This is a genomic window from Porphyrobacter sp. GA68 (assembly GCF_022605525.1).
Lineage (GTDB): Bacteria > Pseudomonadota > Alphaproteobacteria > Sphingomonadales > Sphingomonadaceae > Qipengyuania_B.
In genome coordinates this window covers 353,042-368,635 of sequence record NZ_JAKQYJ010000002.1, presented here as the reverse complement: position 1 = coordinate 368,635, position 15,594 = coordinate 353,042, and the positions used below count along the sequence as shown (strand labels likewise).

At 62.4% G+C, this 15,594-nt stretch carries 11 protein-coding genes; 4 read left to right on the top strand and 7 right to left on the bottom strand.

What is annotated here, in order from left to right; genetic code table 11:
* The first annotated feature begins 29 nt into the window (after positions 1-29).
* Positions 30-1,790 carry a cation:proton antiporter gene (locus LHJ54_RS09545; protein ID WP_228243656.1) on the top strand — a complete coding sequence of 587 codons (1,761 nt, stop codon included), beginning with the start codon at positions 30-32 and terminating at the stop codon, positions 1,788-1,790.
* 62 nt (positions 1,791-1,852) lie between these two features.
* A complete protein-coding gene (locus LHJ54_RS09540) occupies positions 1,853-2,044 on the top strand; it encodes a hypothetical protein (protein WP_228243655.1) in 192 nt (63 codons plus the stop codon).
* A gap of 40 nt (positions 2,045-2,084) precedes the next feature.
* On the opposite strand, the gene alaS is transcribed toward LHJ54_RS09540, so the two are convergent.
* The 6 genes from alaS to dapA form a co-directional block, all read right to left on the bottom strand.
* Positions 2,085-4,760: an alanine--tRNA ligase gene (gene alaS / locus LHJ54_RS09535; RefSeq protein ID WP_228243653.1), complete on the bottom strand. Its 2,676-nt coding sequence runs from the start codon at positions 4,758-4,760 to the stop codon at positions 2,085-2,087.
* Positions 4,761-4,923: 163 nt separating this feature from the next.
* Positions 4,924-5,994 carry a recombinase RecA gene (gene recA, locus LHJ54_RS09530; protein WP_228243652.1) on the bottom strand — a complete coding sequence of 357 codons (1,071 nt, stop codon included), beginning with the start codon at positions 5,992-5,994 and terminating at the stop codon, positions 4,924-4,926.
* Positions 5,995-6,133: 139 nt separating this feature from the next.
* Complete coding sequence (locus LHJ54_RS09525) at positions 6,134-8,611, bottom strand: PAS domain-containing sensor histidine kinase (protein ID WP_228243651.1); 2,478 nt, start codon at positions 8,609-8,611, stop codon at positions 6,134-6,136.
* Positions 8,604-9,173, bottom strand: coding sequence for a DUF2062 domain-containing protein (locus LHJ54_RS09520; RefSeq protein ID WP_228243650.1), 570 nt, complete (start codon positions 9,171-9,173; stop codon positions 8,604-8,606). The genes LHJ54_RS09525 and LHJ54_RS09520 overlap by 8 nt, the downstream gene beginning before the upstream one ends.
* Positions 9,174-9,245: 72 nt before the next feature.
* Entirely contained in the window at positions 9,246-9,728 is a 483-nt protein-coding gene (smpB, locus tag LHJ54_RS09515; protein ID WP_228243649.1) for an SsrA-binding protein SmpB, read from the bottom strand.
* A 164-nt stretch (positions 9,729-9,892) separates the two neighbouring features.
* Positions 9,893-10,780: a 4-hydroxy-tetrahydrodipicolinate synthase gene (gene dapA / locus LHJ54_RS09510; RefSeq protein ID WP_228243648.1), complete on the bottom strand. Its 888-nt coding sequence runs from the start codon at positions 10,778-10,780 to the stop codon at positions 9,893-9,895.
* 96 nt (positions 10,781-10,876) lie between these two features.
* Between dapA and LHJ54_RS09505 the strand changes: the two genes are divergently transcribed.
* Entirely contained in the window at positions 10,877-12,877 is a 2,001-nt protein-coding gene (locus LHJ54_RS09505) for a lytic transglycosylase domain-containing protein (RefSeq protein WP_228243647.1), read from the top strand.
* 560 nt (positions 12,878-13,437) lie between these two features.
* Here LHJ54_RS09505 and LHJ54_RS09500 read toward each other — a convergent pair.
* Complete coding sequence (locus tag LHJ54_RS09500; RefSeq protein ID WP_228243646.1) at positions 13,438-14,112, bottom strand: outer membrane protein; 675 nt, start codon at positions 14,110-14,112, stop codon at positions 13,438-13,440.
* A gap of 228 nt (positions 14,113-14,340) precedes the next feature.
* Between LHJ54_RS09500 and rlmN the strand changes: the two genes are divergently transcribed.
* Entirely contained in the window at positions 14,341-15,576 is a 1,236-nt protein-coding gene (rlmN, locus tag LHJ54_RS09495; RefSeq protein ID WP_228243645.1) for a 23S rRNA (adenine(2503)-C(2))-methyltransferase RlmN, read from the top strand.
* The last annotated feature ends 18 nt before the right edge of the window (positions 15,577-15,594 follow it).

The window sequence follows — 15,594 nt, the reverse complement described above, 5'->3', positions numbered from 1 at the left end:
GCTCACCCCGCCTCTACCCCTCGACGGCTATGGCTGACGGACTCACCGATACTCCCCTCCTGTCAGAAGCCCTCGTCATCCTTGGGGCAGCGGGAATTGTAATCCCGCTGTTCAACCGGTTCCGCATCTCGCCGGTAATCGGCTTCATTCTGATCGGCGTGGCGGTGGGGCCATTCGGCCTGGGCAAGCTGGTTAGCGAACAGCCGTGGCTGTCCCACATCACCATCAGCGATCGCGAGGCGCTCGAGCCATTCGCGGAACTCGGTATCATTCTTCTGCTGTTTGCCATCGGGCTGGAGCTGTCTTTCAGAAGGTTGTGGCAGATGCGGCGGCTCGTCTTCGGTCTGGGGGCGCTGGAACTGATCATCATCGGCTCCGCCCTGGCGGTTTTCCTGGCGATGCTGGGACAGTACTGGACCGGAGCGCTCGCGCTGGGACTGGCGCTTGCGCTTTCGTCCACAGCCATCGTCCTGCCAATTTCCGGAACTTCGAGCCCGGTTGGCCGGGCAGCCTTGTCGATGCTTCTGTTCGAGGATCTGGCGATCGTCCCCATTATCTTCATGCTCGGCGCGTTGGCCCCGAATGCGCAGGCCGCAGGATGGGGCGGGTTGCTGGACACTCTGTGGCAGGGTGCACTCGTTGTCGTGGCCCTGCTCGTTGTGGGTCGATTGGCGCTGCCTCGCCTCTTCGCGCAGGCCGCGCGCACCAAGAGTCCGGAGCTGTTCCTGGCCGCCAGCCTGCTGGTCGTCATCGGAGCCAGCCTGGCAACGGGTGCGGTAGGACTGTCTCCGATCGTGGGGGCGCTCCTGGCGGGGGTGCTGATCGCGGAAACCGAGTATCAGGGCGAAGTCGAGACAATCACGGAGCCATTCAAGGGTCTGGCGCTCGGCATCTTCCTCATCACTGTCGGTATGGCCATAGATCTCGCGGTTGTCTGGGACTATGCAGGCGCGATTTTCTTGGCCGTGATCGTCGTGCTGACCTTCAAGGCGCTTGTCACCGGCCTGCTACTCCGCGCGATGGGCGCCCGCCGGTCCACCGCGGCGGAGACGGGCATCCTGATGGCAAGCCCGTCCGAAACCACGCTGATCGTGCTTTCCGCCGCCAGCGCCGCACTGCTCATTCAGCCGGGAACTGCGCAATTCTGGCAGATAGTCACCGCCATTGGTCTCACGGTCACTCCCCTGCTGGCGAAGCTGGGGCGACTGGTTGGCCGGCAAGTCGATCCGATGTTGCCTGCTCCGGTCCCGACGGACACCCGACCTCCGGTCATCATCATCGGCATGGGCCGTGTCGGCCAACTCGTTGCGCAGATGCTGACCAGACACGGTCAGCCCTACGTCGCCATCGAGTCCGACAGCGATGTCGCGGCAGCGGCGAAGGGCGCGGGGTTCAGCGTGATGTTCGGAAATGCCGCCCGCCGCGGAGCGCTAGGCAAGCTGGGCGTGGAAAATGCGCCAGCTGTGATCCTGACAATGGACGAACCTGTTCTCGCGCAGCAACTGACCGCCAAGCTGCGCCGCGCCCATCCCGCACTCACGATCATCGCACGTGCCCGCGACGCGGCCCACGCTGCGCAACTGTATCGCAGCGGAGCGAGTCATGCCGTGCCCGAGACTCTGGAAAGCTCGTTGCAACTGTCAGAGGCGATACTCGTCGATCTCGGCTTCCCGATGGGCCCGGTCATCGCCTCGATCCATGAAAAGCGGGATGAGCTGCGCAAGATGATCCAGCAAGAGGGGGACCTTCCCTTTCCTCCCCTGCTCAAGAGCAGAGGGGTCGCCAAGTGAAGACGCAGCAGTAACGCGCAACAAAAGTGGCTCCCACTGGTTTAACCGGAAAGGAGAGCATCATGGCCGACAACAACGATCCGACCAAGCCGACCTCGAACGAGGAGAAGTTTAAGCCGCAGAACGTGAGCGACACTCTTGCTGGCGGAGGCCCGCCATCGCGCGCTCCGGATCGGCCAGCTGACACCAAGGGCATCGACGTGCAAAAGGGAAGCCACGGAGACAATGGCCGTCGATCAAGAGGGCCGCGCTGAATCGGACCCGGCGTCGCCGGAGGGCGGCGCCGGTCACCATTCAGGCACTAACGGCCTCACCCAGAATGTCGCGGATACGCTGAATCGCCTTCGCTGCGTCAGAGCCGGAAGGACCGCCCCCCTGCGCCAGGTCTGATCGCCCACCTCCCCCTGTGCCACCCAGCATGGCGACGCCTTCCCGGACCAGCGTGACAGCGTCAAACTGCCCCACCAGATCATCCGTGACCGCCGCTCCCAGAGTGGCACGGCCGTCGTTCACAGCCACGATTACCGCTACGCCGGAGCCAAGGCGCTGCTTCTCCTGATCGAGCAGAGGGCGCAGTTCCTTGGGGTTGAGACCGTCGTAAATACGGCCGGCAAACCGAACGCCGCCAACCGTCTCGTCAGCAGGTACATCTCCTTTGCTACTCCCTTCAGAGTTGTCCTGCATTGCCAAAATCCGCCGCGCGGCCGCCAGCTCGCGTTCAAGCCTGCGCTTCTCCTCCATCAGAGCCGAAACCCTGGACGCAACCTCCTCCGGCGTCGTGCGCAAAGTGCCCGCAACTTCCTTGAGCGTCTCTTCCTTGCCCACCAGCCACTTGCGCGCGCTGTCGCCGGTCAGCGCCTCGATCCGGCGCACACCCGACGCCACCGCGCTTTCGGAAACGATGCGCAGCAGGGCGATATCGCCCGTGGCGTTTACATGGGTGCCGCCGCATAGTTCGACGGAAAAGTTGCGGCCGCCCTCCCCTACTCCACCCATCGACAGAACGCGCACCTCGTCGCCGTATTTCTCGCCGAACAACGCCAAAGCGCCTGCTTCCACCGCGTCGCTGGGCGACATTACCCGGGTGGTCACCGTATGATTGGCGCGTATTTCCCGGTTTACCTTGGCCTCTACCGCCGCCAGATCGTCTGGCGTAAGCGGCTTGGGATGCGAAAAGTCGAAACGCAGCCGGTCTTCTGCCACCAGCGAACCTTTCTGCGTCACATGCTCCCCCAGCCTCAGGCGCAGCGCGGCGTGCAGCAGATGGGTTGCTGAATGGTTTGCCTTCACACGCTCGCGCCGATCGGCGTCGACCTCAAGATGCACGACATCACCAACTCGCAGTGTACCTTCTTCGACGCGACCATGATGTGCGTGAAGTTTCCCCAGCGGTTTGGCTGTATCTGTGACGGTCATGTGCATGCCGCCATCCGTTCGGATGCTGCCGCTATCGCCAACCTGCCCTCCGCTTTCGGCGTAGAAAGGCGTCTGGTTCACGATCAGCCGGATTTCATCGCCCACCGAAGCTTCGTCAACTTCCTTGGCGTTCCTGACGATCGCCTGTACCCGCGCTTCGCCTGAGGTCGCGGCGTAGCCGATGAACTCTGTGGCCCCCTCCCGCTCGGCGATGTCGAACCAGACTTCCTGCGCGGCGGTTTCGCCTGAGCCCTTCCATGCCGCGCGCGCCGCAGCCTTCTGCTGCGCCATGGCGGCATCAAAGCCACTTCGATCGACACCGAGGCCCCGCGCACGCAGAGCATCCTCTGTCAGATCATAGGGGAATCCGAACGTGTCGTAGAGACGGAACGCCGTTTCGCCGCTCAGTTCATCCCCTGGCCTCAGCCGCGCGACTTCTTCGTCCAGCAGGCGCAAACCCTTGTCGAGCGTGCGGCGGAACTGGATCTCCTCGCGCTCCAGCACTTCGGTGATCAGCGGCTGCCCGCGCGTCAGCTCGGGAAAGGCCTGCCCCATCTCGGCGACCAGGCTGGGGACCAGTCGATGCATCAGCGGCTCGGCTGCGCCGAGCAGATGGGCGTGACGCATTGCGCGCCGCATGATGCGGCGCAGCACGTATCCGCGACCTTCGTTTGCGGGCATGACCCCGTCCGCCAGCAGGAAACTGGCCGACCGCAGGTGATCAGCGATGACCCGGTGACTTGCCCTCGCGTCGCCTTCGGCCTTGCGGCCCGTGAGACTTTCCGACGCAGCAATCAGGGATCGAAACAAATCGATGTCGTAATTGTCGTGCACCCCCTGCATGACGGCGGCGATACGTTCGAGGCCCATGCCGGTGTCGATGGACGGGGCGGGCAAGGCGGAGCGTGATCCATCCGCCAACTGGTCGAACTGCATGAAAACCAGGTTCCAGATCTCGACGAACCTGTCCCCGTCCTCCTCCGGACTGCCCGGCGGGCCGCCAGCGATGTGATCTCCGTGATCGTAAAAGATCTCAGAGCAGGGTCCGCATGGCCCCGTGTCGCCCATGGACCAGAAGTTATCGGTCGAAGCGATGCGGATGATGCGGTGGTCAGGCAGGCCCGCAATCTTGCGCCAGAGGCCGTGAGCCTCGTCGTCGGTATGATAGACCGTGACGGTGAGCCGGTCAGCCGGAAGTTGCCACTCCTTCGTCAAAAGTGTCCAGGCGTGCAGGACCGCCTGCTCTTTGAAGTAGTCGCCGAAGCTGAAATTGCCCAGCATCTCGAAAAAGGTGTGGTGCCTCGCGGTATAGCCGACGTTGTCGAGATCGTTGTGCTTGCCCCCCGCCCGAACGCACTTCTGGCTGCTGGTGGCGCGCGGGGCCGGCGCGGTCTCCCGTCCGGTAAAGACGTTCTTGAAGGGGACCATCCCGGCGTTCACGAACATGAGCGTCGGGTCGCTGAACGGCACCAGCGGTGCAGAAGCCACCTCGAGATGATCCGCCTTGGCGAAATAGTCTAGAAAGGAGCGGCGGATATCGTTGGTGGAAGTCATCGGCTCGAATTAGGCGTTGAGCCGGCAGGCGGCAAGGCAGTTCAGGAAAGCCAAGGGCCGCCATGAAGCAACCGGGCACGCCAACGGAGCAGAGTCACGTTGTGATCTGCCCCGCTGCACTTGCCAAGGACAAGTTTTGCTGTGTCAGAACGGAAGGCGGCGTCTACTCGGCGCCGTCATCCGCGTCAGAGCCAATCATCATTTCCTCTGCAACTTCTTCCTGCTTGCCCCGCACGGCCTGTTCGATCCGGTCGGCCATTTCGGGATTGTCTTTCAGGAATTGTTTGGCGTTTTCCCGGCCCTGACCGATGCGAGTGCTGTCATAGCTGAACCAGGAGCCGGACTTCTCGACGATGCCTGCCTTGACGCCAAGGTCGAGGATCTCTCCCAGCTTGGAAATGCCCTCTCCGTACATGATATCAAACTCGACCTGCTTGAACGGAGGCGCAACCTTGTTCTTCACCACCTTCACACGGGTCGTGTTGCCGACGATGTCGTCGCGATCCTTGATCTGGCCCGTCCGCCGGATGTCCAGGCGCACCGAGGCATAGAATTTCAGCGCGTTGCCGCCAGTTGTCGTCTCGGGATTGCCGTACATCACACCGATCTTCATCCGCACCTGATTGATGAAGATCACCATGGTCTTGGACCGGCTGATGGACCCGGTCAGCTTGCGCAACGCCTGACTCATCAGGCGGGCCTGCAAGCCGACATGGCTGTCCCCCATCTCGCCTTCGATCTCCGCCCGCGGGACCAGCGCCGCAACTGAGTCGACCACCAATACATCAATCGCATTCGAACGCACCAGCGTGTCGGTAATCTCCAGCGCCTGTTCGCCGGTGTCGGGTTGGGAGACGATTAGCTCGTCGATGTCCACACCAAGCTTCTTGGCATAGGCCGGGTCGAGCGCATGCTCCGCATCGACAAAGGCAGCCGTCCCGCCCAGCTTCTGCGCCTCTGCGATAGCGTGCAGCGCAAGCGTCGTTTTGCCGGAGCTTTCCGGACCATAGATTTCAATGATCCGGCCACGCGGCAGACCGCCAATCCCAAGAGCGATGTCGAGGCCGAGCGAACCGGTCGAAACCGCCTCGATCTGCATTGCCTCGCGGCTGCCCAGCTTCATCGCCGAACCTTTGCCGAACGCGCGGTCAATCTGCGCGAGAGCCGCGTCCAGTGCCTTCTGCCGGTCCAAATTCCCGTCCTTACCGTCTACCACTTTCAAGTTCGCCGCCATGACATGGCCTCCATCGATTGAACAGCGGTAAACGTCGCCGCTGTCATGGATAGCTAGATAGAGGGTTCAAAGCGGTAGAACAAGAGGTGAACGTGGTAAAAATCCTACCTTCCAACATGCTTACAAACTTGTTGAGATATCACGCGTTTTCGCGCTCTTCTGCCGCAAGTACCTCCGCCACCTTGTCATTGATCTGCTGCACCGAAAAAGGCTTGGGTATGAAGTGCATGTCCTTGATGTCGATGTCCCGGCGCAGCTGCTCCTCGGCATAGCCGGACATGAAGAGAATGGGGATGTTCGGCTTGGTCTTGCGGATGGCGCGCGCCATCGCCGGCCCATCCATTCCCGGCATCACCACGTCTGTCAGAACCAGATCGAAGTCGCCGCCATTGGCGATGGCGGCAAGTCCCTCCTCGCCATCGCTGCACGCCGTTACCAGATAGCCTGCCCGCGCCAGCGCCCGTTCGGCAACCGCACGCACCATGTCCTCGTCCTCGACCAGCAAGAGCCGGGCACCGCCTGACCACGCCGTCGCACCGCGCGACTTCACGCGCTGCACCGCAGCCTGCGCCGTTTCAGGTCCGTCGTAAACGGGCAGATAGATGGTGAAGCAGGCACCCACCGGCTTGCCGTCGGGAGCAGGAATGTTGTCGCAGAAGATCCATCCGTTCGACTGCTTCACAATGCCATAGACGGTGGAAAGCCCCAGCCCGGTGCCCTTGCCCTGCTCCTTGGTGGTAAAGAACGGCTCAAAAATCTTGTTCAGCAGATGCGGCGGTATGCCCCCGCCGGTATCGCACACGATCAGCGCGGTATAGTCGTGCACCGGCATCGCATCCACGTTCATCCGCTGAACATCAGCCGCTCTGATCCGCCGGGTCGAAAGCGTCAGCTTGCCCGATCCGTCGCCGCGCGCCTGCATGGCATCCCGGGCGTTGACCGCCAGGTTGACGATCACCTGTTCGAGCTGCTGCGGATCCGCCCGCACGGCGCCGAGATTGCGATCGTGGCTGACGCTGAATTCGATGCGGTCGCCCATCAACCGGGTCAGCAGCTGGCTTACTTCGCTGACCACGTCGGGAAGCTGCAGCACCACAGGCCGGAGCGTCTGCTGGCGGGAGAATGCCAGCAGCTGCCGCGTCAGGGAAGCCGCCCGATTTGAGTTCGCCTTGATCTGCTGAATGTCGTCATAGTCGCTGTCGCCCGGCACATGGCGCAACTGCATCAGATCGCAGTAACCGATTATCGCCGTGAGCACGTTGTTGAAGTCATGGGCGACGCCGCCCGCCAGCTGGCCAACCGCCTGCATCTTGGTTGCCTGCGCGACCTGGCGGCGAAGGCGCTTCTCTTCTGTCGAGTCGCTCAGCGACAGCAGCACGGCGGCTTCGCCAATACCCCGCACCCCCGCAAGGCCGACAGATACGGGTTCATCAGGCTCACTGGCAAACCTGACTGGAATATCGCCGCTGGCCGCTGGCCCCTTGGCGTGCCGGCGCACTGCGTCGGCGAGTGGTCCCTTGTCCTCGGCAATGACAAGGTCGGACGGGTATTGCGGCAGCCGCTTGCCACCCAGCCCCGTGGCCCTCAGGAAAGCCTTGTTGGCGAACAGGAACCGTCCATCATTGTCGGTGGTCGCAATGCCGAGCGACAATGCCGACAGCAGAGTTTCGAGCTGAGGCATCGCACTCTGGCTAGAGCTGTCGAAACCGCCTCCTACGCTGACGCTGCTGTCTATCAGAAGCATCAGAGAAGGCGCTTTGTCCGCGTCGCTCGTATGCCGCGCCTCCGGTGCATCAAGCGGGATGTGGACCAGCGTCTGCGGAGTGCCTTCCTGACCCTCGGCCGCGAAGAACAGCCGATCCTCCTCGTCCACCCGCAGAAGATTAACGAATTCCTGACCGGAGGTCGGCTGCTTTGCATTCCCCAGCGCGCGTTCAGAGAGGCCCGGCGTGCCGGCAAGCACCAGACCATCGGGGCCGACCAGCGCCAGTTCGATACCGGCGCGCGACAGGACGGCACCAAACGGGCCGGATACCTCGGCTGCCACTCCATCACCCAAGCGCCGAGGCACCACTTCAGCGAAGCGCCAGACAAGGTAGTTCTCGCCCCTCCCCACGCGTTCCACGCTGATGTCCCAGAAGCGCTCTCCGTCATCGTCGGCTATTCTTGGCGCGGCGCACTTGCCATCGCGCCATGCGGTGCGCGCCAGGGTCAGCAGATGGCTCTGCGCCTCCGCGCTGACGGGGATGTTCGGGGGCGAGTTCTGCTCTCCGAACCAGTCGATGTAGCGCCGGTTCGCACAGGTCAGCCGATTTGCCCTGTCGGTCACGGCCACAGCCTGAGACGGGTGCTCGATTGCGGCCACGGTAACAGACCAGTCGGGCAGCGCAGGGAGGGTAGAGTCGGTCTCCTCTGCCCGGCGAGCGATAATTAATCCGAGTATCACCACCACGAGCAATGCGCTGCCGTAAGCCGATGCTGTCAGCGTATCCTCTCCGACCAGCCAGACCAGCGCCACGCTGCAGACCACCGCAAGCGCCAGACCCGCAAGGAGCGGCAATGGTGGAAGCAGACCGGGCCGCGGAGCTTGGCTAGTATCTAGACGGTCGTCAGGCATCGCCCTGCTCGCGCAGACGACGATCCAGCTCCATCTCCAGCCTCTGCAGCTGCCGATGGCGACGGCGAAGCACCATCCGCTGCCAGACGACGCCCGCTATGAGGTAGCCAATGGTGGAGGCGACAACGGCCAGTGTGAGGAAGCCGAAAGCGACAACACCCGCGGTTTCCAGCAACCAGGCTGACCAACCTTCGGTAGCAACAACCGCCGCCTGATTGTGGCGCAGGATGAACTCGCCAATGAATTTCGCAATACCGATCCAAAAGGCGAGCGTGAAAGGATTGGTGATGAAGGTCGCCAGGGCGGCAAGCGGTACGTTGGCGCGGGTGGGCAGCGCGAGGAATGCGGCAAGAAAGATCTGACCGACGGGTACAATGAAGGCGCAAAATAGCCCAAGCGCTATACCGCGCGGCACCGAACGACGGGTGAAGCGCCACAGTTCCGGGCTCAGGAACCTGTGGGCTATGGGTGCAAGCCAACGGTTCTGCGCCATCTCCTCACGCTTGGGCATCGTCGGTTTGGCCCAGGCGGGCAACCGGTCGGCCAATCTACGTTTTCGCATCACACCGCCCGCCCTAGCGGCGCCAACTGATCATGGCGTGAACCACGCGCCCGGTAAGTCACTCCCACGCCGTTATCCCCGTTCGCGCATGATGCGTGCCTTGTCGCGCTGCCACTCGCGATCCTTGACGTATTCCCGCTTGTCTTGCGCCTGCCGCCCTTTGGCCAGCGCCAATTCAACCTTCGCCCGACCTTGGCGATTGAAGTAGATCGACAATGGCACCAGCGTCATGCCCTTCCGCTCAGTCGCGCCGAGCAGCCGGGCTATCTCCCGCTCGTGCAGCAGCAGCTTGCGCGGGCGGCGCGGTTCGTGATTGAAGCGGTTGCCGTGGCTGAATTCGGGGATGTTGGCGTTGACGAGATAGACCTCACCATCGTGCACCTCGGCATAGCTTTCGGCTATAGATGCTTCGCCTGCGCGCAGCGCCTTCACCTCTGTTCCCTGGAGCGCGATGCCGGCCTCGTACTTGTCCTCGATGGAATAGTCGAACCGCGCGCGCCGGTTCTCGGCCACGGTCTTGAGCTTGTCGAACGGAGAAGGTTTAGGCCGCGCCATGACGAGCGCATTTAAGAGCTAGCGCCGCCAAAGCCAATGCCGCTCAGCGGCCGGTCACGCATCGTCACTCTTTTTTGGAAGGCGCGCCTGCGCCAACTGCATAGCCCGCAATGTCGGATGCGGCTAAAAAGCCATCGATTTAGCCGGAGGCGTGAAGCCAGATCTTAACGCGAGATCAATCCGGCATGCTGCAGTGCCGCGTCTACGGCTCGCATTGCGTGTTCGCTGGCGCGGCACAGGGGCAGCCGAACCTCATCGGTCAGCCACTCATGAACCCGCGTCAACGCATATTTGACTGGCGCCGGGCTGGCATCTTCGAACATGGCGTAATGCAGCGGGTAGAGGCGGTCGTTCAATTCCCGCGCACGCACGAGGTCGTTCTCCGCACAAGCATTCTGGAACTCGGCACAAAGGCCAGGTGCGACATTGGCGGTGACGGAAATGCATCCGACGCCTCCGGCTGCGTTGAACGGCAGTGCCAGTTCGTCGTCACCGGACAGCTGGCAAAACTGTTTCGAGATCCCCATGCGGTGATCCGTGACGCGGGACAGATCCCCGCTGGCATCCTTGATGCCGACGATCTGATCCGGAAAACGCCTGGCCAGTTCGCACACCGTTTCAGGTTCGATGTCGGTCACGGTGCGGCCGGGCACATTGTACAGGATGATGGGCAAGTCGCAGTTGTCGGCCAGAAAGCTGAAGTGAGCGAGCAGTCCGGCCTGGCTGGGCCGATTATAATACGGCGCGACGCACAACGCGGCCGCCGCTCCCGCTTTCTTGGAAAAGTTCATATGCAGCAGGGCGTTTCGTGTATCGTTCGAACCGCAGCCCGCGATAACCGGAACACGCCCGGCCGCCTGTTCGATGCACAGTTCGATGACCCGGTGATGCTCGGCGTTGGAAAGCGTCGAAGCCTCTCCCGTCGTGCCACACGGGACAAGCGCACTACTGCCCTGATCGATTTGCCAATCCACCAGCCTCCGGAACGCCGGCTCGTCCAGGGATCCGTTCCTGAACGGCGTCACCAAGGCCGGAATTGAGCCTGAGAACATTGACGTTTTCCTTGCTGAGCGTTTGACCGACTAAAAGTTAATGTTTATCTTTCAAGCCGGATTTATTCAGGGCGTGATAAGGAGCAAGGGGTCAGAATGTCCAGCATGGATAATCGCAAACCGATGCAGCGCTTTCGCTATAGCACCCTTCTCGCCGCGACCATGCTGGCTGGCTCTCCGACAATTGCGGCCGAGCAGCCTACCTCGTCGCCACTTGCCGCCACAGCGGAAGAGTGGGACCGGGCGCGGGCCAATCTGATTGCGCAGGCACCTGGACCGATGCGCGGCGCCATTGCTCGCTGGGAGCAGCTGATCGCTGCCGAAAACCTGAACTTCGACGACTACGCAGGCTTCATGATGGCCTACCCCGGCTTTCCGCAGGAGAGCCGGTTGCAGGCTCGCGCGGAAACGGCGTTGGGAAGGCAGGCGGTGGCACCAAGCACACTGGCGGCTTTCTTTGACCGTAACCCTCCGCTCAGCAACACCGCCCACGGGCGCTATGCACTGGCCTTGGCGCAGCTCGGCAGGCCCGAAGCGGCCGCGGCGGCGCGCACCGCCTGGCTCGGCGGACGGCTTGACGCACAGACCGAGGCGGCGCTGCTCAACCTCCATGGTTCGAGGTTCACACCAGCCGACCATGTCCAGCGCATGGATGTATTGCTGTGGCAGGGCGATGCGGCCGGAGCGCGTCGGCAGCTCGCCCTTGTGCCGGCCGAGGCGCAACCGGCGATGGTCGCGCGGCTTACGATGCTGGAAGGACGCGACGCGGGGGTGAGTGGCGGTGGCGCGCAAGCCGCTGCTGCTCGCGATCCCGGCTACATCTATAATCTGGCAAGGTATTACCGCACCAGCGGGCAGACGGCTGCTGCGGCACAGCTTCTGGCCAACCGCGCGAACTTCGCACGACCCGCTCACGACCCGGAAGCCTTCATTGGCGAGGCTCTGCGCATTGCGCGCAGCGCGGATGCAGGTTCGGCAATTCGGATTGCCGGAAATGTCGACGATCTCTTTGCGCCAGGAACGGATATCAGCCTCGCATCCTTCCGGTTGCGCGACGATTACACTTCGCTGATGTGGCTTGGCGGGACACAGGCCTTGTGGAACATGGGCGATGGCGCCTCAGCCGCGCCGCTCTTCGCGCGCTACGGTTCGGCCGCTCAGACGCCGCAAACCCGGTCAAAAGGGTTTTACTGGGCAGGCCGTGCCGCCAGTCGCGCAGGGCAGCGCGATCAGGCGAGGCAGTATTACGAATTGGCCGCCACCTATCCCGACCGCTTTTACGGCATGCTTGCGCTGCGCGAGCTTGGTCAGGGCTTGCCGGCGTTATCACAATCCGCCACCGGCCAACCAACGGCGCAGCAGCGAGCAATCTTTCGTGACAAGCCTTTGACGAAAGCCGTTGCAGAGGTTGCCCGTGACGCTCCTTGGAGCACCGGCATCCAGTTCTATCGCGCCATCGCGGCGCAGGCTGAAACGGTGGAGGACCACCTGCTTGTGGCCGAGCTTGCGCGGGAAATCGGGCGGCGCGATCTGGCCGTCATTCTGGCGGACTCGGCCGCCTCGAAGGGGCTGGAACAGTTCACGGCACAAGGTTTTCCGAAGCTTGAAACTCCGGCCGGCACCAACTGGACCATTGTTCACGCGATCACCCGGCAGGAGAGCCAGTTTGCCGATAACGCCATCAGCCATGCCGGCGCGCGCGGCCTGATGCAGCTGATGCCCGGCACCGCCCGTGAGCAGGCAGGGAAGCTCGGCATGACCTATCTGTCCGCAGATCTCATCAACTCGGCAGACTATAACATCCGGCTGGGAAGCGGTTATTTCTCCAGGATGCTGGACTACTACGGTGGCTCTTATCCTTTGGCAGTGGCCGCATACAATGCGGGTCCCGGAAACGTGAACAAGTGGCTGCGTGCAAACGGCGACCCGCGCACCGGCGGCGTCGACTGGGTCGACTGGATCGAGCGGATCCCGTTTTCCGAAACCAGAAACTATGTCCATCGCGTGCTGGAAAACGCGGCAGTGTATGAACACCTCTATCCTGATCGGGCAAAGAGCAGTGGCCGCCCGCGCATGGCTGGCGACTTCCTGCGCTAACGACGCGGGATGAGACTGCGGCGTGGATTTGCGGGCCTATGCGCCGCGGCTGCCCTGTGCGCGGGATCGGCAGGCGCCAAGCAGAGTCTTGGCATCTTCGATGGATGGGGTGCGTTTCGTGATCCTGCTGCCGGGCAATGCTATGCGATAGCCATGGCAGAGGCAGACCCTCGCGCTCGTGAACGGCAGCCTTATATGACTGTGACGCCAACTGCTTCATCGCACGGCGAGGGGCAATTGCACTGGAGTTTGGGTCGAACCGCTGCAGCCTCTTCCGCCATAAGAGCGCAAATTGGCCAGCGGTACTTCCGCCTTGTAGCCGGCGGTCACAATGCTTGGGTTCTGGACGTCCGCGACGAAGCGGCAATGCGCGCCGCGATGCGTAACACAAACCGGCTAACGGTGCTTTACCGCGATCGGGAAGGTCGCGCGTTCTCCGACAGGTATAATCTCAGCGGCGCACCGACAGCCATGGACGCTGCGTCTCTCGCTTGCAGTAACAAATCATAACATCGGCGGCGCGGCCGAAGCCCCGCCGCCGCTGCTATCTGCCTCTTTCGTTAGAAGCGGACCCCAAGGCCCAGCACGACCTGGTGGCGGTCCAGATCGATGTCGAACCGGTCGCTGGTCGCCTGATTGGCGAAGTTCAATTCCGCACGCGAGTAGTTCGAGTACCGGTACTCGATCTTCGCGAAGCTCTGCGGGCTCATGGCGTATTCGATACCCGCCCCCAGCCGGTAGCCATCGGTCTTCAGATTGGTGGCGAGTGCGAAATCGCCGCTGTCCACACGCACGTCATAGCGGGCGTTGGTGTAACCACCCTTCGCATAGACCAGCAGATCAGGCTGAGCGAGGAAGCCAACACGAGCGCCAAGGTACAGGTCGCGTCCGGCATCCACATTGCCGAGACCGGCGTTCTCAAGCCGACCGTCCTGTACATCGGTGTCGGCCGTAGACCCGGTCAATTCAGCTTCGGCACCGACAACCACGCCACCCAGCGCGAAGTCATAGCCGATCGCTCCGCCATAAACGACGCCTTCAAAGGACTGATCGTTGTCCGAGTTGAAATCGTCATCAATGCTGCTCCCAGCCTTGTTGATGTCGTAACCGACGATCGCCTCAACCCGGGGACCGGTGAAAGTGGGGTTGACGACCTGCGCGCTGGCCGGTGCGGCGAGAGCGAGGAAGGCGACCGAACCAGCCAGGCTGGCGGCGAGGTAATTGAAGGTCTTCATAAATACTCCATGTCTTTGCTTACGGACGATCATCCGCATGACCTCTCCAACCTCTCTGGCAGGTGAACAGTTTCATTAACCTCACACTACAAGATTATTGCGTCATTTTTGCTACATATTGCGCGATCTGATTGCCGCAATGGTCGAGGGCTAAGTTCGGCGGGAACGCAAAGGTCTGCGATCGACAAGCTGGCAAATTGCAAGATTTTGCCTATATGCGGCCGCTCAATGTCTGACACTGCCCTCATGTCGCCCCCCGGTCTTGTTGATCCGGTACCAGTTGCCCGCGTGGTCACACCGCGCGCGGACGCGCGTGTCGATCTGACGGGCCTTGCCCGTCCCGCAGTGCAGGAACTGCTCGAGCAGGCCGGTTTGGACCCGCGGCAGGCGAAGCTACGGTCCCGGCAGATATTCCACTGGATCTATCATCGCGGCGTGACTGACTTCGCGCAGATGACTGACATAGCCAAGACGATGCGCCCATGGCTGACGGACCGTTTCGTGATCGGCCGGCCGGACGTGGTGGAGGCGCAGCATTCGGTCGATGGCACCCGCAAGTGGCTCTTGCGGACGGCAGACGGGCACGACTTCGAGATGGTCTTTATCCCCGATGCCGACCGGGGCACGCTGTGCGTGTCGAGCCAGGTGGGCTGCACCCTGAATTGTCGGTTTTGTCACACCGGTACCATGCGCTTGGTCCGCAACCTCACGCCAGGCGAAATCGTAGGCCAGGTCATGCTGGCGCGCGATGCTCTGGGTGAATGGCCTCGCGGCAGCATGGCGGGACTGGAAGATGTGGAGGATGCCGGGCACTACACGTCGGACGGGCGCCTGCTCACGAACATCGTGATGATGGGCATGGGCGAACCACTTTATAACTTCGAGAATGTTCGCGACGCCCTTCGCGTGGTTATGGATGGAGATGGCTTGGCGCTGTCAAAGCGGCGGATCACCCTGTCGACCAGCGGGGTCGTACCCATGATGCAGCGCTGCGGTGAAGAGATCGGCGTAAACCTCGCGGTGTCGCTGCACGCGGTGACCAAGGAGATACGCGACGAGATTGTTCCGCTGAACCGCAAGTACGGCATTGAGGAACTGCTCGCTGCCTGCGCCGCCTATCCCGGCGCCTCCAACGCGCGGCGGATTACCTTCGAGTACGTCATGCTCCGCGACAAGAATGACAGCGACGCCGATGCGCGTGAACTGGTCCGGCTGTTGAAGGCTTACGACCTTCCAGCGAAGGTGAACCTGATCCCGTTCAATCCGTGGCCGGGTGCGCCATACGAATGCTCTACCCCCGACCGGGTCCGGCGGTTTTCCGAAATCGTCTTCGCCGCTGGCATCAGCGCGCCGGTCCGCACGCCGCGCGGGCGGGATATTGATGCTGCCTGCGGGCAGTTGAGGACGGCGGCCGAGAAAAAGAGCCGGGCGGAGCGCGACCGGGAGATCGAGAGCGCGGCATGAACACTGGCGACGCGCCAG

Bases quoted from the DNA above. Each gene is read 5' to 3' on its own strand.
- LHJ54_RS09520 (WP_228243650.1), bottom strand. From the start codon at position 9,173: ATGCGAAAACGTAGATTGGCCGACCGGTTGCCCGCCTGGGCCAAACCG.
- LHJ54_RS09540 (WP_228243655.1), top strand. From the start codon at position 1,853: ATGGCCGACAACAACGATCCGACCAAGCCGACCTCGAACGAGGAGAAG.
- LHJ54_RS09505 (WP_228243647.1), top strand. From the start codon at position 10,877: ATGTCCAGCATGGATAATCGCAAACCGATGCAGCGCTTTCGCTATAGC.
- LHJ54_RS09525 (WP_228243651.1), bottom strand. From the start codon at position 8,611: ATGCCTGACGACCGTCTAGATACTAGCCAAGCTCCGCGGCCCGGTCTG.
- LHJ54_RS09500 (WP_228243646.1), bottom strand. From the start codon at position 14,112: ATGAAGACCTTCAATTACCTCGCCGCCAGCCTGGCTGGTTCGGTCGCC.
- smpB (WP_228243649.1), bottom strand. From the start codon at position 9,728: ATGGCGCGGCCTAAACCTTCTCCGTTCGACAAGCTCAAGACCGTGGCC.
- LHJ54_RS09545 (WP_228243656.1), top strand. From the start codon at position 30: ATGGCTGACGGACTCACCGATACTCCCCTCCTGTCAGAAGCCCTCGTC.
- alaS (WP_228243653.1), bottom strand. From the start codon at position 4,760: ATGACTTCCACCAACGATATCCGCCGCTCCTTTCTAGACTATTTCGCC.
- dapA (WP_228243648.1), bottom strand. From the start codon at position 10,780: ATGTTCTCAGGCTCAATTCCGGCCTTGGTGACGCCGTTCAGGAACGGA.
- rlmN (WP_228243645.1), top strand. From the start codon at position 14,341: ATGTCTGACACTGCCCTCATGTCGCCCCCCGGTCTTGTTGATCCGGTA.
- recA (WP_228243652.1), bottom strand. From the start codon at position 5,994: ATGGCGGCGAACTTGAAAGTGGTAGACGGTAAGGACGGGAATTTGGAC.